This window comes from Acinetobacter sp. G18 (assembly GCF_052660225.1).
Genome location: NZ_CP109658.1, coordinates 85,590 through 110,095 on the forward strand (window position 1 = coordinate 85,590; position 24,506 = coordinate 110,095).

Sequence of the window (24,506 nt, forward strand, 5' to 3'; positions counted from 1 at the left end):
ATTTCCTCAAGGATTGGAGATTAAAATGTCACAAAACTCCACACTACAGCGGGGTTTAAACACCCGCCATATTCGTTTCTTGGCATTGGGCTCAGCAATTGGAACTGGGCTTTTCTATGGTTCGGCGACTGCCATCAAAATGGCAGGGCCTTCAGTATTACTTGCGTATATCGTTGCAGGGATTGCAATTTATATCGTTATGCGCGCACTGGGTGAAATGGCTGTCCATAACCCTGTCTCTGGTTCATTCAGCCACTATGCATCTCAGTACATTGGTCCATTGGCTGGTTTTACCACAGGTTGGACCTATGTTTTTGAGATGGTGATTGTTGCAATTGCCGATGTCACTGCGTTTGGTATTTATATGGGGTTCTGGTATCCCGATGTACCACGGTGGATCTGGATTTTGTCTCTCATTATGTTCCTAGGTGCAATTAATCTTATTCATGTAAAAGTCTTTGGTGAACTCGAATTTTGGCTTTCAATTGTTAAAGTCAGTGCCATTGTTGCCATGATTATTGGTGGTTTAGGCCTTATGTTTTATGGCTTCCATGTTGATCACAGCAATGTTGTACCGGGGCTTCAAAACCTATGGATTTATGATGGTTTCATGCCGCATGGTATTGCAGGTTTAGTGGCATGTTTATCTGTAGTCGTGTTTGCCTTTGGTGGTATCGAGATTATTGGTTTAACCGCAGGTGAGTCACAAGACCCAAAAACAACCTTACCAAAAGCAATTAATGCCGTTCCAGTCCGTATTTTACTGTTCTATGTACTGACTATTTTTGTACTGATGTCGATTTTCCCATGGAACCAGATTGGTAGCCAAGGTAGCCCGTTTGTACAAATTTTTGAAAACTTAGGCATTAAATCTGCTGCAAATATTTTAAACGTTGTGGTGGTAACTGCTGCAATTTCAGCAATTAACAGTGATGTATTTGGTGCAGGCCGTATGTTGTACGGTATGGCAAATCGTGGTCAAGCACCGCAAGTGTTCAAGAAACTTTCACGTAATGGTGTGCCTTGGATGACTGTTGTGGTTATGGCTGGCGTGCTGTTAATTGGTGTGGTACTGAACTACCTGATTCCTGAAAATGTATTTGTCATCATTGCATCAATTGCAACGTTTGCAACAGTTTGGGTATGGCTCATGATCTTGCTTTCGCAAGTGGCGATGCGCCGTAAATTATCTACTGCTGAAATTAAGGCACTGGATTTCCCTGTATTCGGCTGGCCATATGCACCTGCTTTTGCAATCGGGTTTATGGTGTTCATTTTAGTGATGATGGGCTACTTCCCAGACTCGCGTCCTGCAATTTATGTAGGTGCGGCATGGCTTGCTCTGTTAACCATTGCGTATCGCATTTGGGTAAAGCCGGAGCAAAGCTTGGGAAAGGAAAGTGAGCCTGTCCAGCAAAACATAGAAATGGAAAGCTAACAAATCAACTGCCCAATGGTTTTACTGTTGGGCAGTTTCGAGGATAGGCTAATGAAAAAACTTTGGCAGAACTGCCATATTGCGACCATGCAAAATGGGCAATATTCTTATATCGAAGATGCTGCAATTGTTACCGAAGGGCATCTCATCCATTGGATTGGAAAACAACAACAACTTCCTGCCGACACTTACTCCGAAACAGTTGACTTAAATGGCGCTTGGGTAACCCCAGGTTTCATCGACTGTCATACGCATAGTGTATTTGGTGGTAACCGTAGCGTTGAGTTTGAAAAGCGCTTACAAGGCGTAAGTTATGCTGAAATTGCTGCAAGTGGTGGCGGTATTGCAAGTACAGTACGCGCAACGCGAGAAGCCAGCGAAGAACAATTACTGAAATCAGCCCTAAAACGTATTCGTTGCATGCAACAAGATGGTGTAACGACCATCGAAATTAAGTCTGGCTACGGACTCAACTACGAAAATGAACGCAAGATGCTGCGTGTGATCCGTCAAATTGGTGAAGCTTTACCGATGACGGTCAAAAGTACCTGTTTGGCTGCTCATGCTTTACCGCCAGAGTACAAAGATCAAAGCGATGCTTATATCGAGCATATCTGTACAGAAATGCTGCCTAAACTGCATGCTGAAGGTTTGGTCGATGCAGTAGATGCGTTCTGTGAGCATTTGGCATTTTCACCCGCTCAGGTTGAACGTGTTTTTAAAACGGCACAATCATTGGGTCTACCCGTTAAGCTTCATGCTGAACAGCTCTCATCGCTAGGTGGTTCAAGCTTGGCAGCACGTTATCATGCTTTGTCGGCTGACCATTTAGAGTACATGACCGAAGATGATGTCAAAGCTATGGCAGAGTCGGGTACGGTTGCTGTGTTATTGCCGGGTGCCTTTTACCTATTACGTGAAACACAATACCCACCGATTGAAAGCCTGATTAAGCATGGCGTGCGTATTGCGCTCTCGAGTGATTTAAATCCGGGTACATCTCCTGCACTTTCTGTACGTTTAATGCTGAATATGGGCAGTACGCTCTTCCGTTTAACGCCTGAGCAAGCATTAGCGGGTGTCACCATTCATGCGGCACAAGCGCTCGGTTTAGAGCAAACGCACGGCAGTTTAGAGCAGGGTAAAGTCGCTGATTTTGTGGCTTGGGATATTGAACATCCATCTGAAATTGTTTACTGGCTGGGCGGCGATTTGCCTAAGCGAGTCGTTCAGCATGGACAAGAAGTTATTTTTTAGACGGTGGCATATGAATCACACATTTAAATGGCAAGGCCGTCATGATGGCGATGGTGAAGCACATCAACGTATCCATCATATTATGAATAAAACCCAACATGTCGAGTTTGCCCTGATTGGCTTTAGCTCTGATGAAGGCGTGAAACGTAACAAAGGCCGAGTTGGTGCTGCCGATGCGCCAGATGCGATTCGTGCACAACTGGCTAACTTACCGATTCATCGCCCAGTGAGCCTGGTCGATTTGGGTACAGTGACTTGCGAATATGAGAATTTAGAGCAAGCACAAAGCGAGTTAGCAGAACAAGTCGCCAATAGCCTGCAAAATGGTTTAAAGCCGATTGTGTTGGGCGGTGGACATGAAGTTGCATTTGGTAGCTTTAGTGGTCTGTTCCAATATGTACAAGCCCACGCGCCAGATAAAAAAATAGGCATTATTAATTTTGATGCCCATTTTGATTTGCGTGAAGCAGAGCATGCCACCTCTGGAACACCTTTTTTACAAGCAGCTCGACTTTCAGAACAGCATCAAAAACAATTTAATTACTTATGTATTGGGGTTGCTAACCATGCCAATACTAAAGTTTTGTTTGATACGGCCGATGCGTTAAATTGTTCATATTTACGTGATCATGAGGTTAATATTTTTAACCTAAACAACGTGCTTGCAGCGGTTGATGCTTTTATTGAAAAAGTAGACTGTTTGTACGTTACGATTGATTTAGATGTCTTCGCGGCTGCGGTTGCACCGGGGGTCAGTGCGCCAGCTGTCAAAGGAATTGATTTAGCCACTTTTGAAGCAATTTTTAAGCATATTCAAGAGACTGGCAAAATCAAACTTTTAGATATTGCCGAGTGCAATCCAAAATTTGATTTAGACAATCGAACAGCGAAACTGGCTGCGTATATTGTTTATCAATATTTGTTTTCTTGAGAAACAATTTTTAATGTAGAAATGAAAAAGTGCACTGAGATGGCTCATGTGCGCTTTTTTTGACTTTCTGGTAAATTAAAGTCAGATTCGGAATATAGATAGCAACTGTAAATAATTTAATTAAAAAGAAAATTAATTTATAAAATCATTGAGTTAAAAAAATACTCGATTTTTACACTATTTTATAGGCTGCTTGGCACGTAATTTGTTTTGTCTATATTTTAAACTTCGTTAAATATGTTTGGATAATTAAATGAAAAACAGAACCTTACATTTTGCTTGTATCAGTGCTTTATTTTGGATGTCTCATTCTTCTAATGCTACACCCCCCGAAATAAATACAAATACCACCGAAAAATCACAAGCTAAACAAAACAATAATGTCTCTGTTCGGGTGAAAGCTTTAAATCAGCTTTTACAAGAACAATGGGAATATACTTTAAAAAATAATCCTGAAACTGCAACGACTTTAGGCGATTTACGCTACAACGATCGATGGACCGAATTTTCAAAAAATCAGATCGAGAAAGATAAAAAAACTACTCAAAATTTTTTAAAACGTTTTGAAGCGATTGATAGCACAGGGTTTTCAGCAACCGATCAATTAAATAAAGACTTAATGATTTATCAGTTGAAAGAGACACTTAAAAGTTATGATTTGAAACTCTATGAGATGCCTTTCAATCAAATGTGGGGACTACATTTACAATTTCCGGGATTTATTAGTTCGATTCCCTTTGATAATACTAAACAATATCAAGACTATATTGCTCGTTTAAAACAAATTCCTCTTATTCTTGATCAAGGGATTCAGTTAGCGAAACAAGGACAAAAAGATGGTTTAATGCCACCGAAATATTTACTTGAAAAAGTGGCAAAGCAGATTGATAGGATTGCAACGCCAGCAGGGAAAGACAGTGTTTTTGCTTCTCCATTAAAGCAATTTCCAAAAAACATTTCGAAAGCAGAACAAGAGCGTTTAAGCCGTGAAATACTACAGGCCATAGATCAGCAAGTTCGCCCCGCTTATCAAAAACTCGGAACGTTTATTCAGAAAGATTACTTACCCTATGGACGACAGCACGAGGGTATATGGAGTTTGCCAAACGGTGACGAGCTTTATCGTTTTTATGTAGAAAACAATACAACCACGTCGGAAAGCCCTGAAACTATTCATCAGCTCGGGTTCAAAGAAGTTGCTCGTATAGAAGCGGAAATGCTGAAAATTGCTAAAGCACAAGGTTTCAATGACTTAAAAAGTTTCCAACAATCTCTAAAAACAAATCCAGCGGTTTTCCCAAAATCTCGTGAAGAAATTTTAGAGATTTATCGCGGGTATATTGCCCAAATGCAGCCAGAGTTGCCGAAACTATTTGGTTTATTACCCAAAAATAAAGTCGAGGTTTTACCTGTAGAGCAATATCGAGAAAAAGAAGCGGCAGGTGCGGAGTATCACCAAGGAACACCTGATGGTTCACGCTCCGGACAAGTATATGTAAATACTGGCGACTTCTCTGAACGTTCCAAAATATCAATGGAAGCGACCGCTTACCATGAGGCAATTCCCGGCCACCATATGCAGATTGATATTGCCCAAAACCTGCCAAACTTGCCGATGTTCCGTAAGCAGCCTAACCACACCGCTTATATTGAAGGATGGGCACTTTATGCCGAGCAATTGGGCAAAGACGTTGGTTTTTATAAAGACCCACTTTCAGACTATGGAAGACTATCGAGTGAGTTGTTCCGTGCTTGTCGTTTAGTGGTGGACACTGGCGTACATTATAAAAAATGGACGCGTCAGCAAATGATTGATTTTATGCGGGAACACTCAGCTTTAGATGAACCAGATATTCAGGCAGAGGCAGACCGCTATATTGCTATTCCTGCACAAGCATTGGCATACAAGATGGGCCAACTCAAAATTTTAGAGCTAAGGGAGCTTGCAAAACAGGAGCTTGGAGATCGTTTTGATATCAAAGCATTCCATGACATGATCTTAAATGCAGGAACACTGCCTTTAAATATACTCGATGCCCGTATTAAAAATTGGATAAAGGAACAAAAAGCGGCAGCTTAAAATAAAATCCGAAATTTAGGTCAGGTCCTCGTTGGGCCTGATTTAAAAATGTATAAAAAACATAATATAATAATGAAAAATATACTTTTGAAATTAGAAATGGAAAAAACCTTAAAACAATATCAAGCGATTATTTTTGATTTAGATGGCACTTTAGTCGATTCCTTTCATTTTTTTCTAAACGTTTTAAATCAACTTTCCGCAAAGTATAATTTTAAAACGGTAAGCCTTCACGAAGTTGAGTACTACAAACAACTTACGCCTAGAGAAATTATGAAAGAGATGAATGTTTCTCGGTGGAAACTGCCTTGGATTGCGAAAGACTTTATTCGGTTAATGAAAGAAAGAGATGAAGAAATTCATTTGTTTGAAGGTATGCGTGACCACCTAATTGAACTGCATAAGCAGGGATATACGCTCGCAATTATTACCTCTAACTCTAAAGAAAACTGTCAAAATGTACTGGGTGAAGAACTCTGTGAGCTTTTTAGCCATATTGATGGCGGCTCGTCTATATTTGGCAAAGCGAAGCGAATAAAGCGTGTTCTCAACATTTTGGAAGTAAGTAAAAAACAAGCTATTTATGTTGGCGACCAAACCACGGATGGCGAAGCTGCACATAAAGCAGGTATTGATTTTGCTGCAGTAGGTTGGGGATATACATCGGCTGAAAAATTAAAAACCATTCAGCCCAAAGTCGTGCTCACAGACTTGGCAACCATGAAAGAATTTTTCTAAATACATGAAATACGGGACTAACCATGAATAATAGTAACAACCCGATTGGAATGATTGACTCTGGTTTAGGCGGGCTGTCTCTCTTTAAGTATATTCGGCAGGCCCTTCCGAATGAAGATATTATCTATTTCGCTGACTCGAAATATGTCCCGTATGGCGACAGAGAAAGTGACTGGATTGTTTCACGGACTACGCATTTAATTTCAAACCTAGTGACTCATGGTAAATGCAAAGCGATCGTGATTGCTTGTAACACCATGACGGCTGTAGCGGTTGAAACGATTAGAGCGCAAATTAATGTGCCGCTTATTGCGATAGAACCAGCGGTAAAACCCGCGGTAGCCATGACCGTGAGCAAGCATATTGCTGTTTTGGCAACTGCCACCACGGTGAAGGGCAAAAACTTAAAAAGTTTGATTGAAACGTATGCGCAAGATATTAAAGTGTCTTTAGTGCCGTGTATTGGTCTGGCTGAAAAAATTGAAACGGGCAAAGCACATACCGTGGAGGTTAAGGATTATTTAAAAAATATTTTGGCACCGTTGGTCGAACAAAAAGTCGATACGATTATTTTAGGATGCACGCACTATCCATTTGTCTCAGATGCGATTCAGGAAATTGTAGGCCGTGATATTCAAATTATTGAGCCTTCCGAAGCTGTAACAGCGCAATTAATTCGGCAGCTTAATCAATATCATTTAAGTTCTGAAAGTCCAAATGAGGGGAATCATATTATTTGGACCAGTTCAGACCCGTTGGAAGTTGCGGACGTTACTTTTTCTTTGTTAGGTACGCGTTTACCCGTAGAAACTACTGATTTTTAAAGCCAAGAAAAACGCCTAGCCCCATAAAAATGAGTCCACCCATCACTGACATAGATTTTTGGGGCTTCTTCGATTTAGTTAATTTTTGGCTAATATAATTGGCTAAAAACACACAAACCACATCGGCAGAAACAAAGATCAGATTCACAATCAGACCCAGAATGATGAATTGAGACCAAACTGGAAAATCTAATGAGGTATTAATAAATTGGGGTAAAAATGCGATATAAAAAATAGCGGTTTTAGGGTTTAAAACTTCGACCAGAATGCTCTGCTTTAAAGATAACTGACCATTTTCAACATGTTGCTGAACAGTCGGTGACGAGGTCGATCTAATTAATTTAATGCCTAACCAAACTAAATACAAAGCACCTAAAATTTTAATAATATCATAGAGTTTTGGAATAATTTGAAAGATGGTTGTTAGGCCCAAAGAGGCTGCGATGATATGAAAACAGCCTCCTAAGAAAATTCCAAATGCTGCCATCAAACCAGATTTTCTACCACGTGAAAGCGTCTGCGCAGCGGTATACAGCATTGCTGGACCCGGAATATAAGCAAAAATAATTGTAGTAATTAAAAATGTAATGAATAACTCTAAAGAAATCATGTTTTACCTATCTTATAGTTACTATTTTTGAATGAATTTTAAACAATTTAAAGTATAAGAAATTTATAAGTATTTCAATTTTATAAACAGATTTACTTCTATAAAACTCAAAATCATCCAAAGAATGATTTAAATTCTTTGGATGATTGAAAATAAGCTTATTTAGCTTTTGGAGTCACTGCCTATTAAGCTCTTTTAAGTTCCCAGCGCTGTCTCGGATCATTAGTAGAGCGTTGACTGATCGTTGCATGTGAATCCCAGAGATGCGTCAATACCGCATCTGGTTGGCCTTCTACAAAGATATAACCATCTTCAAATGCCCAACTAGTTTGGTACTGACGGCCAGCGCCTTGTAAGAAAATATCGCCACTATGCCAATGAACTGCTTGCTTTTCTTTATCTTTTGTACTTTTTAATGCTGTTTGCAGTTGTTCAAAAGATTCATTTGACTTTAAACATGTCTGCAAAATCTTTTTTGCCGTATCCATATTTTTCTCATCAGTATGTAAATCTAGAGTTTTTCTAAGCTCTAGAATAATTTTTACGGCTTCTTTTTGAGGGGCTTCTACATCTTGAAGCTCTGTCCATACTTTTTCTTGGAGTTTCCCAAGTTGCTCTTTTTTAATTTTTTCTAGAAGCTCATTAATATTGTAATGGCGTAAATACAATCGGAACACTGAATCTGATTGCCAATCTTTTTGATCCAAGACATCTAATTGCACAGAGGCAAGAATGATCTTATAGAGTTGTTCATCAAGTTCAGAAATACCTTTAAAATCAGGAATATTTAAACCTAGCCAAGGAGCGGAAGCAAGTTTATAGAACTTTTGCTCAATGCTACGAATTGACTTATGAGCGAGAACTGGATTTAAAAGATCATTTAGCTTAGGCTCATCAGGTTTGCCAATGAGTTCCGATTTAATGGTTTCTTCGCCGTTAATATCAATGAATGTTTCTAATAAGCGAATAATATCCAGACCATCATTGGTTCTTAAATGAGCTAGTGTTTGTTCATCTTGCTGTGGTAAAAGATTAATAAAATGTTCTAAGTCGTGGTCTTTAAGTTTAAATCCAATCACTTTTGTTTTAACGTAAGCACCGAGCACCCAATTTGAACGAATATCTTTAACTTTGTTATATAGCTTATTCTCACGTCCACTGCGATATTCGCGACTGTCAAAATACCAAAGCTCTTCGTCTATGTTTTTAACTTTGTCATGTACCGTAAATAGTCGGTCGTTTGTATGCGAGTAAGCTATCTTACCCGTTTCTCCAAGTGAACTTACAGCATCTTGTAAGCCATGGGTTTGTCCACCGTATGCGCTTGCGATACATGCACCTGTTTCTTTGTTAACGATTCTAAAGTTTCCACCTGGAAATCCATTAGCCATGATAAGTCGCTCCTTATAATTAGAAAGTTTTTGTAATAGTCGAAATTTATAGTTATTAGGCAAATTTCGAAGCGTGATTTATATCATGATTTTTCATGTAAAAAGACAAGTGTTTTTGTTGATTTTTGTACATAACATGCTGATTTATTTGTATTTATTAGAGGGTCTTAATAAAAGGTATAGACTATGCTTTAGAGCTTTATAAATTCAATAAAGCTATAGAGAAATAAGTTTTGGAAAAGATGCCAGAAGTGCTCGCTTATCGACTTATGGAGTAGGGTGCTCTATAAGATGTTTTATCCCTAGATATTCTTCATCATATCATAGAGTTATTTATATAAACTATTAAATTAGGATTAATGGCTAATCTATTTTATTAATTAAATATATATAACCAAATTTTATATTTTAGATTTAATTAAAAGCCATAAATATAATAAGGAGGACAATATTATTTAAATATGAATAAAATAATTATATTTAAAATTTTTTCATTAAAATAAATTGACGTAATTAAAATCACCGATTATTATCTCGTTGCTGGCCTACATTGCCAGTCGGTTTTAGCAGACCGTACCCTAGCGTGTCGGGTTATACTTCCTCAGTATTACCCGTGTGGAACCTTTGTGCCCCCTTTTTCTCTATGGTAGGGCGGAAGGGGGACGCGTTCGCGCGTGCTGGTCGCTAGGTCAGTCTGCTAACCCTCTTTCGTTCTACCACCCTAAATTAATTCGCGGTAATCTGGTGGTAGAACTCCATTTTTTAAGGAGTTAGCCATGCCATTATTTAAACTCATTTTCTTTTTTAGTTAACTATTTTATTTATTTAAAATTTAGTTTTTTTGCGACCTGATTTTTTAAATTTATAAATTATTTCTATTTTAAAATTTTAATTATTTTATTTTCCTATATTTGTGGAAGGATTAATTATTATTTGAAAAATTATTTTAATATTTATTCAAATCATATTTTTATTTTATTTAAATTTATAAATAATCATGAGAATAATATGAAGCTACATAAATATTTATTGTTTTTAAACCTTGAGGTCGGTGCTTACAGTATTACAAATGATGACGCCAAGGCTCAGCAGGAATTTAAAAGAATTTGTTCACCTTAAACCGTACAACGTTTAAAACGCACCAGTTTGCAAAGTCCTGTTCTCCCACAGGACTTTGCCCCTAACTTGTTTAGCAGTATTCAACGCTGCGATAAAACTGAAATGGGCTAAGTTCGCTTAGCTCCTTTATCTCTGTGTCGCAATGATGTCTCAAGCTTTAAATCAGCGCAAAAGTAGAAGTCCGTTGTGACATAGGGGCCTAGGGGAGTCTCCGTTTTGAAAAGTAACGTGCTGGAGGGTCACCTAGTGCTCTTCGAAACATAGCAATAAAACTACTGGGTGATGTATAGCCCAACACTTCGGAAACCTCTGCAACTGAAGTCCCTCGCGCTAGTAACTCCAAACTATGCATTAATTGAGCCTGTTGACGCCACTGCGCAAAACTTAGACCAGTTTCTGCAAGAATGAGTCGCCGCAATGTTCGCGACGACATTGCCCCGTATAAGGCCCATTCATCAAGGCTACGTTGACAATCAGGTTCTGCCAGCATAGTTCTGAGCACTCGCTCTAAACGAGGATCTTGAGGCATGGGTAGATGGAGTGCTTCATGGGGAGAAAGACGAATTTCATCTTGAATGACTGCAATTATATTTTTTTGATCGAGTGCTAAATCACTCAACTTATTCCACTCAGAAGCTCTCTTTGCCAAAGCCCGTAATAACTCACTGATTCCAATCACACAAGGATACTGTGGCAAATCTGAACACAATATCGGGGTCATGAAAAGCGTCCAACCACTCAGAGCGCCGCTCACTTTAATTTTATGCGATACGCCTGGGGGTATCCAACTTGCTCTTGATGGTGGCAAAAGCCATGAACCATGAGATGTTTTTACTTCTATAAATCCCGTATCAACACACAATAATTGACCACGGACATGGTTGTGCCAATCATATTCCCGCGTGCCTAACCGATATTGATTATTCGGTTTATCTTCACCGCGAATTGCTATCAATGAAGGCCCCTCGGACCATTCACTGTAATCAATATCTACATCTGTACTATCACTCATATTGGCCAGATTTCTGTATTTATTGGCCAAATTACGTTATCACTGCCAAATTCCTCTATGCAATACTTTTTAGCACCAACATTTATTTATCCTGATAGAAACAACAGGAATAACATATATGAAACAACTACATATATCGATTATTGGGGCTGGGCTTGGTGGATTATGCTTGGCTCAAATGCTTAAACGGGCTCATATTGCATTCGATGTTTTTGAACGGGATCCTGCGCCAAATAGCAGAACCCAAGGTTATCGGATACGCATTGATGCTGATGGTCAACGCGCTCTAGCTGCTAGTCTTCCCGAATCACTCTATACCTTGTTCCGCGAGACAGCGTCTATTGCTGCATCGGCTGGGCAATTTTTAACGCCGCAACTTGAAAGTACTCTAGAGGAACGCATACCGGAGAGTTGGCGATCAAATACAGACGAAGAAAACCCCATTAAAGATGAAGATCTTAGAGTCAATCGCCAAACTTTAAGAGAGATCCTTATGACGGGTATTGAAGACCACATTCACTTCAATCACGCATTCGATCACTATGTTGTGAAACAGGATGGTCGTGTCGAGGTTTATTTTGACAATAGAAGTCCAATTTCTTCAGATGCGCTAGTGGGTGCCGATGGAGTAAATTCGGCTGTTCGATCACAATTAGCTCCTGATGCACTACCTTTGGATACCGGCTCAATTTGTATTTACGGAAAAACACAACTCAAAAAACTCAATGACCATGCACTGGATAACGGTATGAGGGTCATTTTTGCAAATGGATTTACCGCGATTTTTGATGACATATGCTTTAAAGCTCCGTTGCCAGATATTGCCGCATGTATTGAGCCTCGATGTTCACTTACTCCCATAGATGACTATTTATACTGGGCACTTATTGGCCCAAAATCACGCTTTGGCATTGGTCACTCAACGGTTTCACAGCAAGAATTACAGGCAGTCCTTCACAAAGTCATGTTTGATGTCACAGAAGACTGGCATCTCACCATTCAGCAGATCATACGTCAAACAGACTTATCCGCTGTCGCTATGCTACCAATACGAAATGGTCGTCCAGAAATTGCATGGAAAACAGGTTCTGTAACATTGTTAGGAGACGCTATACATGCAATGAGCCCCGCAGGAGGAGTAGGAGCCAATACAGCACTTAAAGATGCGAGTCTATTAGGCAGCATGTTTGCCAAAATAGATTCAGAAAATGATGAAATTACAAATGCTCTCAATGATTACGAGAAGCAAATGCGAGCGTGGGCTATAGAAGCTATAGCAAGCTCAAACCGAGGAGCAGAAAGATTATTTAAAATGTCTACTGCGTGAAATGAAAATTTATTTTTCACTCATAGAAAAACCCAGCCTGCTTTTTAATCAGCATGGCTGGGTTTATCTGGTTTACAACTTTATTGTTCAAACACGCATATAGATAGCGTGTCTGATTATTACTCTACAGTTACTGACTTAGCCAAGTTACGTGGCTGGTCAACGTCTGTACCACGTAATACAGCAACGTGATAAGACAACAACTGAACTGGTACACTATAAATGATTGGAGCAAGCCATTCGTTTACTGCTGGAATTTGTACAACGTGTTGACGATCTTTTTCGACTACGCCGCTATTTTCATCAGCGAAAACGAATAATTCACCACCACGCGCCTGAACTTCTTCCATATTCGACTTAAGCTTATCAAGCATTTCGTCGTTTGGCGCAAGAATCACGATTGGCATTTCGTTATCAACAAGAGCCAATGGGCCGTGTTTTAACTCACCAGCCGCATAACCTTCTGCGTGAATATATGAAATTTCTTTAAGCTTTAATGCACCTTCCAAAGCGATTGGATAGTGTGTACCACGGCCTAAGAATAAACAGTGTTGTTTTTCAACAAACAATTCTGATAAGCGTAAAATTTCATCGTTATTTTTAAGCGTATCAAGAATTACTTTCGGGCTGTGCCACAATTCACGAGCAATCTCTTCAATCATGACATTGCTAATACGCTGTTTTACTTGTCCAATTTTTAAGACGAGTAGCATAAGCGCAGCAAGCTGAGTCGTGAACGCTTTCGTTGATGCAACACCAATTTCAGGCCCAGCAAGGGTCAATAAGTGATGGTCAGTTTCACGTACCATTGAAGACGTAGCAACGTTACAGATAGTCAAAGTTTGAATATCGATATTGTTTGCTTTCGCACGTTTTTGCGTTTCACGTAATGCAGCTAAAGTATCGGCTGTTTCGCCTGATTGAGAAATACAGATATAAAGCGTATTTTCAACAATCACAGGTGTGCGATAGCGGAATTCACTTGCGATTTCAACTTGGCAAGGCACACCAATCAGTTGTTCGAACCAATACTTCGCGATCATGCCTGAGTGGTAGCTTGTACCACATGCAATAATCTGTACGCTTTGAATTTTACTGAAATCTGCCTCAGCATCTTGCAAGAAATCTTCGCGTAAGCTGTTGCCATCAAGCGCTTGAGAAATCGTTTGTTTGATTGCTTCTGGTTGCTCATAAATTTCTTTGAGCATGTAGTGTTTGTATTCACCTTTTGAAGCATTGCTTACTGTTGCGTCAAGCTCTTTCACTGGACGTTCAACAGGTTGACCGTTTGCAAATACTTCAATTGAAGTACGAGTCAGGCGAGCAATATCACCTTCTTCTAAATACATAAAACGGTTAGTTACAGGTAACAGTGCAAGTTGGTCTGAACTAATAAAGTTTTCACCAATACCCACACCAATTACGAGTGGTGAGCCTTCACGTACAGTGATTAACTCATCTGGGTAATCACTATGGATAATACCCAGTGCGTATGCACCTTTAAGCTGAGGAACAACAGATTGTACTGCTTCAAGTAAGCTGTCAGTGCTTTTTAGTGCTTCTGCAACTAAGTGAGCGACAACTTCTGTATCTGTTTGAGAGGTAAACACATATCCTAAAGCTTGAAGGTCATCTTTAAGCTCTTGATAGTTTTCGATAATACCGTTGTGAACAACTGCCACTTTACCCGACATATGTGGGTGAGCATTATTTTCAGTTGGTTTACCATGTGTTGCCCAACGTGTATGAGCAATACCAACTACCCCAGTGAGCTGGTGTTCAGCAACTGCATCAGCAAGATTAATTACCTTACCTACACGACGCTCACGTAAAACTTCTTCATTATTCAGTACAGCAACGCCTGCTGAATCATAACCGCGATATTCAAGACGTTTTAAACCTTCAATTAGAATTTCGGTTACACAACGCTCTGCAACGCCTCCGACGATACCACACATAATTCAATCCTCTTATTTTTCACGCTTTTGGGGACGTTGATAATTTGCCTTAGAAATTTGTTGAGCACGTTCAAAGGAGAGACTTTGTTCAGCTACATCTTTCGTAATCACAGAACCCGCACCGACTGTTGCTCCATTTCCAATAGTCACAGGCGCAACCAGCGAGCTATTAGAACCGATAAACACTGCATCGCCAATAGTGGTTTTGTGTTTATTTGCACCATCATAATTGCAGGTAATTGTACCTGCCCCAATATTTGAGTCAGCACCGATCTCGGCATCACCTAAGTAGGTGAAGTGGTTAGCTTTACTACCAAGACCAATGGTTGTGTTTTTGACTTCAACGAAGTTACCAATGTGTACTTCGTTCGCCAATTTAGCGCCCGGGCGTAAGCGTGCAAATGGACCAATTTGAGTGTTTTCACCCACAATTGCACCATCAAAAACGCTATAAGCTTGAACTTTGGTTCCTGCTGCAATTTTTGTATTTTTCAAAATACAACCAGCACCGATTTCTACAAAGTCACCGAGTTCACAGTCACCTTCAATAATGACATTTACGTCAATACGAACATCGTGTCCAACTTTCACAGAACCGCGTAAATCAAAACGGGCAGGGTCGGCAAAAGTTACGCCTTGTTGCATAAGTTCTTTTGCTTGCTGTTGCTGGAAATCACGTTCAAGTGCTGCAAGTTGTAAGCGGTCATTAACCCCTTCAACTTCAAAAGCAAGTTCTGGTTGAATAGAGGCAATTTTTAAACCATCTGCAACCGCCATCGCAACGATGTCAGTTAAATAGTATTCGCCTTGTGCATTTTCATTAGAAAGCTTAGGCAACCATTCATGAAGTTTTGCATTGCTTACACAGTAAATACCTGTGTTGATTTCTTGAATTTGGCGCTGAGCATCAGTTGCATCTTTATGTTCAACAATCGCTTGAATTTTGCCGTCTTGGCGAACAATACGGCCATAACCTGTTGGGTTATCGACATGTAAAGTAATCATGCCAATACCAGTTTGACTTGATGCTTCAACAAGTTGCTCTAGCGTTGTTTGACGGACTAAAGGAACGTCACCGTATAAAATTAAAGAAATACCGTCTTTAGGAAGTACCGGTAAAGTCATTTGTACCGCATGACCTGTACCTAATTGTTCTGCTTGTTCAACCCATTGAATGTTTTCTTGTGCAAACGTCTGCTTTACGTGATCGCCGCCGTGTCCATAAATGGTAATGATATTTTCTGCTAATAGTTGTTTTGCTGTCTTAATAACATGTCCTAGTAGCGGGCGGCCAGCTAAAGGCTGTAATACTTTAGGTAGTTGTGAACGCATTCGCGTTCCTTTGCCTGCAGCAAGGATAATGACGGTAGTTGACATGAGTAAACCTACTTAAATGGCGTTACGCCCCAGAAAGTAATAAATATGATGATACATAGTGCCGCCCAAAGCCCTGCAATGACGTCGTCCAGCATAATTCCGAAGCCGCCAGCAACTTTCTGGTCAGCCACACGGATTGGCCAAGGTTTCCAAACATCAAACAGGCGGAATAAGCAAAAACCAATTAGTGCCCATTGTAACGACATTATATTAAAAAATATTAAAGGCAGGAGAGTAATAGATTGACCTGCAAATTCGTCCCACACAATTCGACCATCATCGTGTACGTCTATAACCTTTGCTGTTTGACCGCAAATATAAATACCCACCAACGACATGATGATAATAGCGATTAAACTTAAGTTAAATCCGAGAGATAACCAGATAGGAATGAAAAGTAAGGCAAAAGCAGAGCCAAAAGTACCCGGTGCTTTAGGGGCGAGACCAGATCCAAAACCAACCCCACAGAAAACGATGCAGCGGTTGAACCAAGACATGTTCTTAAAATGAATCGGCGGTTTATGCAAAGTGTTGGTATCCATGAATTTGCAGCGGGTAATCTGAACCCAAATGCTCAAAAGTTAGTTTTGTTTGTTCAACGATCTGTCCAATCATTGTAATCTTAACGTCCAGTTGTTTTTGCAAAAGTTTTCCATAATTTTGCGGTGTTATTGTAAAACATAATTCGTAGTCATCACCACCTGCAAGCGCATATTGCCAACGTTGTTGTTCTTTTAATTGTTGCAATACTGGGTCAACAGGTAATTTTTCTAAGGCAAGTCGTGCTCCAACCTTAGATGCTTTTAAAATATGTCCTAAATCTTGCGCTAAACCATCTGAAACATCAATCATGCTAGAGGCAAGTCCTTTAAGCTCTTGCCCAAGCTGACAACGTGGTGTCGGATAATCGAGTTTTTGCTGCAGCGGATGTCCCAAATGCTGAAGACCGTAAGCTGCATCACCCACCTGACCACTTACACAAACATAATCACCGACTTTTGCGCCTGAACGTAGCACGGCTTTGCCAGTTTCTATCCAGCCCATTGCGGTAACGGTAATGGTGAGATGAGGTCCTTGGGTGGTATCTCCACCAATTAAGGCAACACCGAACTGATTACAACAGTCGTAGATTCCCTGACTAAAACCTTCAAGCCACTCATGGTCAACTTGAGGTAAGCTGATTGCAAGCAAAATACTATGGGGTTTAGCACCCATTGCAGCAATATCTGAAAGATTTACAGCAACGCTTTTCCAACCAATAGCATGAGGGGAGGTGTCTAGAGGGAAATGACGGCCAGCAACCAGTGTATCTGCACAGATCACTAATTGTTGATTTGGAGGGGGAGTAATTAAGGCTGAGTCATCACCGATACCAAGTGCGACATCTGAATTTGATTGTCGATTAAAATATTGGTCAATAATTGAAAACTCAGCCATAGAACATCAAGCCTATTAATCTGCTTGCTGTTTTTCTGCGCTACGCAGTGTCGAACTCAGACGGTCTAATACACCATTGATGTACTTATGACTATCTGCTCCGCCAAAATGCTTAGCGAGCTCGATTGCTTCATCAAGTACCACACGGTATGGAATTTCTAAATGATCACGTAACTCGTAAGCACCTAAACGTAAGGTCGCAAGTTCCACGCCATCAAGTGCACTAAGTTCCCGGTCAAGTACCGGAATAAGTAATGCATCAAGTTCTTCACGTTGAGCAATGACTTGAGTCAGTAGTTCGTGATAATAGCCTAAGTCGACCTTGTGCATTGCATTTTCCGCACGTGTACGCGCTTCAATTTCATGTACAGGGTTGTGACTCATTTGCCACTCATAAATACCTTGTACAGCAAAACGACGTGCTTTGCGTTTTGCTGCATAAGCGGCTTGCAGTGTTTGAGACATGCTTTAAATTGCCTTTAATAAATTAACCATTTCAATTGCAGTTAAAGCAGCTTCGCTACCTTTGTTTCCTGCTTTTGTACCTGAGCGTTCGATTGCTTGCTCGATGCTGTCAGTAGTTAATACACCATTGATAACAGGCAAGCTGCTTTCTAACGCAACTACACCTAAACCTTTCGCACATTCACCAGCAACAAAGTCAAAGTGTGGTGTGCTGCCACGAATTACTGCACCAAGTGCAATAATCGCATCAAATTGGTTTGATGTAGCTAATTTTTTAGCAACGATCGGGAGTTCCCATGCGCCAGGAGCATGAATAACAGTAATGTTATCTTCATTTACGCCATGACGTTTTAATGTGTCGATCGCGCCTTCTAATAAGTGTTCAACAACAAAGCTGTTAAAACGACCCACTAAAATCGCATAACGACCTTCGCTTGCGAGATGTAATAAACCTTCAATACGGCGAATTGCCATAGCAACCTCGATTATTTCGTTGTGATTTGATCAGCAGTGATATATTCCACTACTTCTAAATTAAAGCCAGATAAAGCATTGAAACGTAATGGTGAGCTAAGAAGCTTCATTTTTTCAACACCTAAATCACGCAAAATTTGAGCACCGACACCAATCGTTTGATATTGATGTGAAAGTGCTGCATTGGATTTCACCGGTTTTGGCTTATTTAAATCATCCAACGCTGGTCCCAAGTCTTGCAAATGATCTTGGCCGATCCATACTAAAACACCGCGATCACTCGCTGCAATTGTCTGTAGTGCACGGTCTAGATTCCACGCAGGTTCACCATCAGCTTTATTGAGCTTAAGCAAATCGCGAATTGGACTGAAACCATGAACACGTACTGTTGTAACACCTTCTTTTGGCTCGCCTTTAACCAAAGCCAAATGAATGTCCGGATTACCAATCTCACGATAACGGTAAAGTTCAAATGAACCATATTCCGTTTGAATGGTTTTTTGATCCAAACGTTCAACCGTTTGCTCATTGGTCATACGGTAGTGAATTAGGTCGGCAATTGTACCAATTTTTAGACCATGCTTCTCAGCAAAAATTTCTAAATCTGCACGACGTGCCATTGTGCCATCTTCATTGATGATTTCACAAATGACTGAAGCTGGTTCAAGACCTGCTAAACGTGTTAAATCACAGCCTGCTTCGGTATGACCTGCACGGTGTAAAACACCACCTGGTTGAGCCATGAGTGGGAAAATATGACCCGGCTGTACGATATCGCTTGGTTTTGCATGCGCTGCGACAGCTGTTTGAATTGTATGCGCACGCTCTGCTGCTGAAATACCTGTTGTAATACCTTCGGCAGCTTCGATTGATAACGTAAAGTTTGTGCTGTGCTGAGCGCCGTTTTGATCAACCATCAAAGGTAGATTTAACTGTTTACAGCGCTCACGGCTTAACGTTAGGCAAACTAGACCACGTGCATGGGTAATCATGAAGTTGATATCTTCAGGACGCACATGCGTTGCTGCCATGACAAGATCACCTTCATTTTCGCGATCTTCGTCATCCATCAAAATAACCATTTTGCCTGCACGAATATCGGCGACAAGATCTTCAACACGACTCAGCGGCATTCGCTTTCACCTTTTTTTGTCGTAAGACAATTTCTATTTAATAAATTTTGCATAGTTTACGCTGTTTAGAGAATTTTGCCTATGATTCTGATTTATCCAAATTTACATCTCAACATAATAGATCTGGATTTACTTATCTCAATAAAGCATAAGAAAATAAAATTCTTGATTATAAATACCATGAATTTAAATAAAAAAACCTAGCCTTTAGGCTAGGTTTGAATGCGCACAATGACTTTTAAGATGCCGCACTGCTCGGGCTATCATTTTGTGGAATTGATTTTTTGCCCATCAAAATTTCAGTTCGAATATTTTGGGCAAGCTCTGCACATTCAGCATTCATACCATTAATCATAAATGCATGACGAGTCATAATATTGCTCGGGTTTGGCATTGCAACAAGCTGATAACTGTCTTGAATTGCTTTAAGCTGATCATTATCTAGATAAAGCGCAGACTCTTTAGCATGCAGATGTTGTGCTAAACGCTGAGCTGCTTCTTTGGCATCAATTTGCATTGCTCCTACTGCATGACACACAGCACTACGCGTTTGTAGTGCAAAGCGTTTATCTTCACGGTAACGTTTATATAAAACGTCTGATAGTAATTGGAAAACTGTTCCCACCATAAGAAGACATTCTACAGCGTGCTGATGTGAGGTTGAGATTGCGAGTGTTGCGCCTTCTGCATGAAACTCATCTACGACCTCAATATCTGTAGTCTTTAAATGATAATGCTTTGTGCATAGCTCGATACTTTTATTTAAGAAGAGCTGGCAAAGTTTGAAATAAGGTATAGAAACAGACTGGTTAACACTACTTAATAACTGTTTAGGGTCATAAAACTGAATGTTGAGTGCCAAACTATCTTGGTTTGTAGATTCTGTGCTTTTTTCTGGTTGTGGGCGAACAAGTGGTTTCGCTTTAGCTTGTTGCTGAGCTTGTGCAACCAAAGTTACTGTATTTTGTTTTTCAAGCGCGAGAGCTTGAGTTAACTCTTGAATCTCATGTTTTAAACGATTTTCTTCGTTAATACGTGCTAGGTATTCACTACGGGTTGGACGAGCGATGGCACGATAAGCAAGCCATAATAAAACATGTAAGAATAACGAAGCTAAAATCGCCAGCCATTGGGTACGAAGGATTTCGCCAATACTTGGTTGAATAAGCGTAATTTCAATAGAACCGACTTTCTTCTCGTTTTGAAGAGCATCACGAACAAAAACTTCACCTTCGCGAGTTTTTGACATGCCGCTTGTCGCTAGGACTTGTTTATTGGCATCAAGAATGCGAATAGATGCCACACTTGGATTGGTCGCATAGCGATTGGCAATAAGAGCCAAAGATACCGTATTGGCAGGTTCAAGCTCAGATAAGCTGTCTGCTACGAGTTGGCTGGTCATGAGCTGACCTTGGCTCGCACGGTTTTCATTGAGCTGGTGTGTCGTTGCAATCACCAATAAAAAGGTATGCAATGCAAAACTAATGATCAGTAGGCTAGCAAATAGCCCTTGTCTAGGCGCAATCAAGTTAAACTTCCAAGGCAATTATATTGAAATTCGATTATGATTCTTACAATAGTTGTCACTCAGACTAGAGTCAATTCATGCGAGAAATCATTCTTATATCCTTTTTAGGACCGGACCAACCAAACCAGTTTACCCGATTAATGCAAGTACTATCCGTACATTCATTGCAAATACTGGATGTAGGTCAGGCCGTTATTCATAATCAACTGACATTGGGCATCGTGGTCGCTTCAGATAATGAAACTGCGACAGCGTTGGCAATGAAAGAGATTTTGATTTTAGCACATGATATTGGCTTAACAGTGCGCTTTAAACCAATCTCGGGCGCAGAATACGATCAATGGGTAAGTGAAGGTGGGCGAACCCGTTATATCGTCACGGCTTTGGCACCAGAGCTTACTGCTGCACACTTACAAGCCGTTACACAAATTGTGTCTAGCCAAGGCTTTAACATCGAAACTGTAACCCGTTTATCAGGTCGTGTAGACATTGAAAAGGACAGTACATTGCCTCGTCGCGCTTGTGTACAGTTCGGTTTAAGCAGTGGTCCAACTTTAGATGCACAAGCAATGCGTGCTGCATGTTTACTTCTTTCAAGCGAATTAAATATTGATGTCGCTGTTCAAGAAGACAACGCTTATCGACGTAACCGTCGTTTAGTGTGCTTCGATATGGACTCAACCTTAATTGAGCAAGAAGTGATTGATGAATTGGCGATTGAAGCAGGGGTAGGCGCACAAGTTGCTGAAATTACTGAAAGAGCAATGCAAGGCGAACTTGATTTCCAACAAAGCTTCCGTGCCCGTGTTGCATTATTAAAAGGGCTTGATGCTGCTGTTTTACCTAAAATTGCTGAGCGTTTAACCATTACCGAAGGTGCAGAACGCCTCATTTCAACGTTAAAAGCACTTGGATATAAAACTGCAATTTTATCTGGCGGTTTCCAATATTTTGCTGAATATTTACAAGGTAAATTAGGTATTGATGAAGTTCATGCCAACGTTTTAGACGTACAAGATGGCGTTGTAACTGGTGAAGTAAAAGGTGTAATTGTTGATGGCGCACGTAAAGCTGAATTATTACGTGAGCTTGCCAACAAACTTGATATTTCATTAGAGCAGGCAATGGCTGTCGGCGATGGCGCAAATGATTTACCAATGCTTGCGATTGCCGGACTTGGCGTAGCGTATCGTGCTAAACCGCTTGTTCGCCAAAATGCGAATCAGGCGATTTCAAGCGTTGGTTTAGATGGTGTACTATATTTACTCGGTATGCATGACAAAGATTTGAACCGTGCTTAAATAATACTGAACAATCATTAAGCGCTGCTCAAGAGTAGCGCTTTTTTTATGCAGAATAGTCATAAAAACAAGCAAGTTATGACAAAATTATGCACAGAAAAAAGGCAATAAAAAAAACTGAAAAAAACTTATTTTCAGGCAAAAAAACAGCATAGTTTTTTGTAATGACACGCCATAATTGATGCCATATAGGACGTAGAACTTTTTGAAATTTAGAAAAATGTAATGACAAAAGAATGTTGCGACAAAGTGTGTCGCATCGACAAATAACAGGTCTTTTTTTCTAAAAAAAAACATCCATAATGCTTTCTAAGCTTCAACACAAATCATGAATTAAAGTTGTTTTTGGAATGAGGTCTGAAGTTCAGACCGAATGTTTTTAGACGTTTTCATTAAGACGGAGGTTTCTATGGTAACAGCGAATTTTGCCGCTATCGCCGGATTCAGCTTAATTGCTGTCGCGCTTGTTGCTGTTTTCTTTTCTCCTTACCGTCGTTGGCTTGGTTTTATGCTTGCAGGGATGTTTTTTTGGGGGCTATTGGAAGTGGTCCGCTTTGGAGTTCAAGTCACTTTTGAAATGCCAGTCACATATAGTTATTTAACTGCACTAAGTCTAGCGATGGTAATGGTCACATTTGTTTTATTACGTGAGGATAAACAGGCACAAAAGGCTTTGGCAAATCGCCAATATATAGAACATACGCCAGTATATGAAGATGACCAACAGCAATGTTCTAGCCGATAATTAAAGTATTATCTAACGCTAAAAAGGTATGCACAGCATGCCTTTTTTATTTACGAAAACATGATTTTTATTATACAAAGCATTTATTAAAAAATAGCCAGTTATGCTACGATAGCGTGGTCTGTTGACGTTTCATATATAGATTGCGTTGCCAATTAGAATATCATCAGTCGATGCACAAAACAGTCAAAGGGAAGCCCTTGTCGAGTTTTGCCCCAAGATTTTCATAAAAATACAATAGGCGTGAATGTTCATGAAACTTTCTTCTATACCTGTAGTTAAGTTACCACTTGTTGATGTTAGTACAGACCCGTTAGATTTATTGGTAGCAGGTTTGACACTTCGTATGAAACAGTTGGCACGTACAAGTCCTAAGTTTATTGAACTAGTTCATGACCGTGCATTCCGTATTCAAATTGGTACTGACTTAGGTGTTGCTCGCCAAATTATTATTAACCATGGTCACATCGACACAGTCGCGGGTTCGCCTGAAAAAGCTGACTTTATTTTGCAATTTGCAGATAGTGAACAAGGTGTAAAAACATTATTAAAAGGCGACCCAACTGCATTTATGACAGGTATGCAAAACGGTAGCATTAAAATGGAAGGCGATTTCAGCTTGCTTGTTTGGTTTAACCAAGCAGCTAAGCTCATTCCACCTAAGTTACCAAAACCAGTAAAAGAAAAAGTACGTCAGGCGCGTGCTTTTATTAAAGAGAAAACTGGACGTTAATTGCCAGAAATATAAAAAACTCCCATTTGGGAGTTTTTTATATTTATGCTTCAACTTCCAGATTGAAAGTGACTGGCCCATCATTTATGAGATGTACTTTCATGTCGGCTGCAAAAATTCCTGTTTGAACTTTTTCAAACTGTGAAAGGGTATATTCAACCAACTGTTCATAGAGTGCTTTTGCATCACTAGGTGGCATAGCTGGGCCAAAGTCCGGACGTAAACCTTTTTGGGTTTGAGCCATCAGGGTAAACTGAGAAACAAGCAGAATCCCACCATTTGCCTGAGAGACGTTCCAGCCCATTTTGCCTTGCTCATCATCAAAAATACGATATTTCAAAATTTTATCGATAAGCTTCTGACCCATGGCGAAGGTATCATCTCGGCCTATTCCTAAAAAAACCAATAAGCCATGCTGGATTTCGCCGGTCGTTTCACCGTCTACGACCACTTTAGCTTCAAGAACTCGTTGTATTAAAGCGCGCATTGTTAGAGAGATTTTCTGCAATTGTTTGAATTGATGCAGTTTAGCAGAAATTAATTTAAATGATTTTTAAAAGGAAATTTCATGGAGTTGCAACAATGGTATAAAAGCCCATAATTCATCTATAAAAATATGCTTTAATGC

The 24,506-nt window shown here is 40.0% G+C and carries 22 protein-coding genes and 1 pseudogene; 11 read left to right on the forward strand and 12 right to left on the reverse strand.

The window, feature by feature from the left end; translation table 11 throughout:
* Positions 1-25: 25 nt before the first annotated feature.
* The 6 genes from NE363_RS00390 to murI all read left to right on the forward strand — a co-directional run bounded on the left by NE363_RS00390 (position 26) and on the right by murI (position 7,268).
* Entirely contained in the window at positions 26-1,438 is a 1,413-nt protein-coding gene (locus NE363_RS00390; protein WP_004704780.1) for an amino acid permease, read from the forward strand.
* Positions 1,439-1,489: 51 nt separating this feature from the next.
* Positions 1,490-2,695: an imidazolonepropionase gene (gene hutI / locus NE363_RS00395; RefSeq protein WP_191016209.1), complete on the forward strand. Its 1,206-nt coding sequence runs from the start codon at positions 1,490-1,492 to the stop codon at positions 2,693-2,695.
* 10 nt (positions 2,696-2,705) lie between these two features.
* Complete coding sequence (gene hutG / locus NE363_RS00400; protein ID WP_445535613.1) at positions 2,706-3,626, forward strand: formimidoylglutamase; 921 nt, start codon at positions 2,706-2,708, stop codon at positions 3,624-3,626.
* Positions 3,627-3,879: 253 nt separating this feature from the next.
* A complete protein-coding gene (locus tag NE363_RS00405) occupies positions 3,880-5,706 on the forward strand; it encodes a DUF885 domain-containing protein (RefSeq protein WP_445535614.1) in 1,827 nt (608 codons plus the stop codon).
* A 99-nt stretch (positions 5,707-5,805) separates the two neighbouring features.
* Positions 5,806-6,444: an HAD family hydrolase gene (locus tag NE363_RS00410; RefSeq protein WP_445535615.1), complete on the forward strand. Its 639-nt coding sequence runs from the start codon at positions 5,806-5,808 to the stop codon at positions 6,442-6,444.
* 23 nt (positions 6,445-6,467) lie between these two features.
* The gene (gene murI / locus NE363_RS00415; RefSeq protein ID WP_445535616.1) at positions 6,468-7,268 is read left to right on the forward strand and encodes a glutamate racemase; all 801 of its coding nucleotides are present in this window, start codon (positions 6,468-6,470) and stop codon (positions 7,266-7,268) included.
* Here murI and NE363_RS00420 read toward each other — a convergent pair.
* Positions 7,255-7,878, reverse strand: coding sequence for a LysE family translocator (locus tag NE363_RS00420; protein ID WP_445535617.1), 624 nt, complete (start codon positions 7,876-7,878; stop codon positions 7,255-7,257). The genes murI and NE363_RS00420 overlap by 14 nt on opposite strands.
* A gap of 185 nt (positions 7,879-8,063) precedes the next feature.
* Positions 8,064-9,269, reverse strand: a complete 1,206-nt coding sequence (locus tag NE363_RS00425; protein ID WP_348901707.1) for a hypothetical protein — start codon at positions 9,267-9,269, stop codon at positions 8,064-8,066.
* 1,008 nt (positions 9,270-10,277) lie between these two features.
* Between NE363_RS00425 and NE363_RS00430 the strand changes: the two are divergent.
* A pseudogene (locus tag NE363_RS00430) lies at positions 10,278-10,509 on the forward strand (hypothetical protein).
* A 78-nt stretch (positions 10,510-10,587) separates the two neighbouring features.
* Here NE363_RS00430 and NE363_RS00435 read toward each other — a convergent pair.
* Positions 10,588-11,400 (reverse strand): AraC family transcriptional regulator, encoded by an 813-nt coding sequence (locus NE363_RS00435; protein ID WP_445535618.1) that lies wholly within the window; start codon positions 11,398-11,400, stop codon positions 10,588-10,590.
* A gap of 118 nt (positions 11,401-11,518) precedes the next feature.
* On the opposite strand from NE363_RS00435, the gene NE363_RS00440 reads away from it, so the two are divergent.
* Entirely contained in the window at positions 11,519-12,727 is a 1,209-nt protein-coding gene (locus tag NE363_RS00440) for an FAD-dependent oxidoreductase (protein ID WP_445535619.1), read from the forward strand.
* Between the two features lie 119 nt (positions 12,728-12,846).
* On the opposite strand, the gene glmS is transcribed toward NE363_RS00440, so the two are convergent.
* From glmS to NE363_RS00480, 8 genes are all read right to left on the reverse strand, one after another.
* Positions 12,847-14,685 carry a glutamine--fructose-6-phosphate transaminase (isomerizing) gene (gene glmS, locus NE363_RS00445; RefSeq protein WP_445535620.1) on the reverse strand — a complete coding sequence of 613 codons (1,839 nt, stop codon included), beginning with the start codon at positions 14,683-14,685 and terminating at the stop codon, positions 12,847-12,849.
* A gap of 12 nt (positions 14,686-14,697) precedes the next feature.
* Positions 14,698-16,062 carry a bifunctional UDP-N-acetylglucosamine diphosphorylase/glucosamine-1-phosphate N-acetyltransferase GlmU gene (glmU, locus tag NE363_RS00450; protein WP_445535621.1) on the reverse strand — a complete coding sequence of 455 codons (1,365 nt, stop codon included), beginning with the start codon at positions 16,060-16,062 and terminating at the stop codon, positions 14,698-14,700.
* Between the two features lie 8 nt (positions 16,063-16,070).
* The gene (locus tag NE363_RS00455; protein WP_445535622.1) at positions 16,071-16,604 is read right to left on the reverse strand and encodes a phosphatidylglycerophosphatase A family protein; all 534 of its coding nucleotides are present in this window, start codon (positions 16,602-16,604) and stop codon (positions 16,071-16,073) included.
* Positions 16,582-17,499 carry a thiamine-phosphate kinase gene (gene thiL / locus NE363_RS00460; protein ID WP_445535623.1) on the reverse strand — a complete coding sequence of 306 codons (918 nt, stop codon included), beginning with the start codon at positions 17,497-17,499 and terminating at the stop codon, positions 16,582-16,584. Before thiL ends, NE363_RS00455 begins: the two co-directional genes overlap by 23 nt.
* Before the next feature lie 15 nt (positions 17,500-17,514).
* Positions 17,515-17,964, reverse strand: coding sequence for a transcription antitermination factor NusB (gene nusB, locus NE363_RS00465; RefSeq protein WP_004704812.1), 450 nt, complete (start codon positions 17,962-17,964; stop codon positions 17,515-17,517).
* A 3-nt stretch (positions 17,965-17,967) separates the two neighbouring features.
* On the reverse strand, positions 17,968-18,438 hold the full coding sequence (gene ribH / locus NE363_RS00470) for a 6,7-dimethyl-8-ribityllumazine synthase (RefSeq protein WP_001007829.1): 471 nt from the start codon (positions 18,436-18,438) through the stop codon (positions 17,968-17,970).
* 11 nt (positions 18,439-18,449) lie between these two features.
* Entirely contained in the window at positions 18,450-19,571 is a 1,122-nt protein-coding gene (gene ribBA, locus NE363_RS00475; RefSeq protein ID WP_199999753.1) for a bifunctional 3,4-dihydroxy-2-butanone-4-phosphate synthase/GTP cyclohydrolase II, read from the reverse strand.
* A gap of 238 nt (positions 19,572-19,809) precedes the next feature.
* Complete coding sequence (locus NE363_RS00480; protein WP_445535624.1) at positions 19,810-21,117, reverse strand: hypothetical protein; 1,308 nt, start codon at positions 21,115-21,117, stop codon at positions 19,810-19,812.
* 59 nt (positions 21,118-21,176) lie between these two features.
* Here NE363_RS00480 and serB point away from each other — a divergent pair, with 59 nt between their 5' ends.
* The 3 genes from serB to NE363_RS00495 all read left to right on the forward strand — a co-directional run bounded on the left by serB (position 21,177) and on the right by NE363_RS00495 (position 23,878).
* On the forward strand, positions 21,177-22,400 hold the full coding sequence (serB, locus tag NE363_RS00485) for a phosphoserine phosphatase SerB (protein ID WP_004704817.1): 1,224 nt from the start codon (positions 21,177-21,179) through the stop codon (positions 22,398-22,400).
* A 409-nt stretch (positions 22,401-22,809) separates the two neighbouring features.
* Positions 22,810-23,145, forward strand: coding sequence for a ciprofloxacin tolerance protein AciT (gene aciT, locus NE363_RS00490; protein WP_004704819.1), 336 nt, complete (start codon positions 22,810-22,812; stop codon positions 23,143-23,145).
* A gap of 253 nt (positions 23,146-23,398) precedes the next feature.
* On the forward strand, positions 23,399-23,878 hold the full coding sequence (locus tag NE363_RS00495; RefSeq protein WP_445535625.1) for an SCP-2 sterol transfer family protein: 480 nt from the start codon (positions 23,399-23,401) through the stop codon (positions 23,876-23,878).
* Between the two features lie 43 nt (positions 23,879-23,921).
* Here NE363_RS00495 and dtd read toward each other — a convergent pair whose 3' ends face one another.
* Complete coding sequence (dtd, locus tag NE363_RS00500; protein ID WP_445535626.1) at positions 23,922-24,365, reverse strand: D-aminoacyl-tRNA deacylase; 444 nt, start codon at positions 24,363-24,365, stop codon at positions 23,922-23,924.
* Between the last annotated feature and the right edge of the window lie 141 nt (positions 24,366-24,506).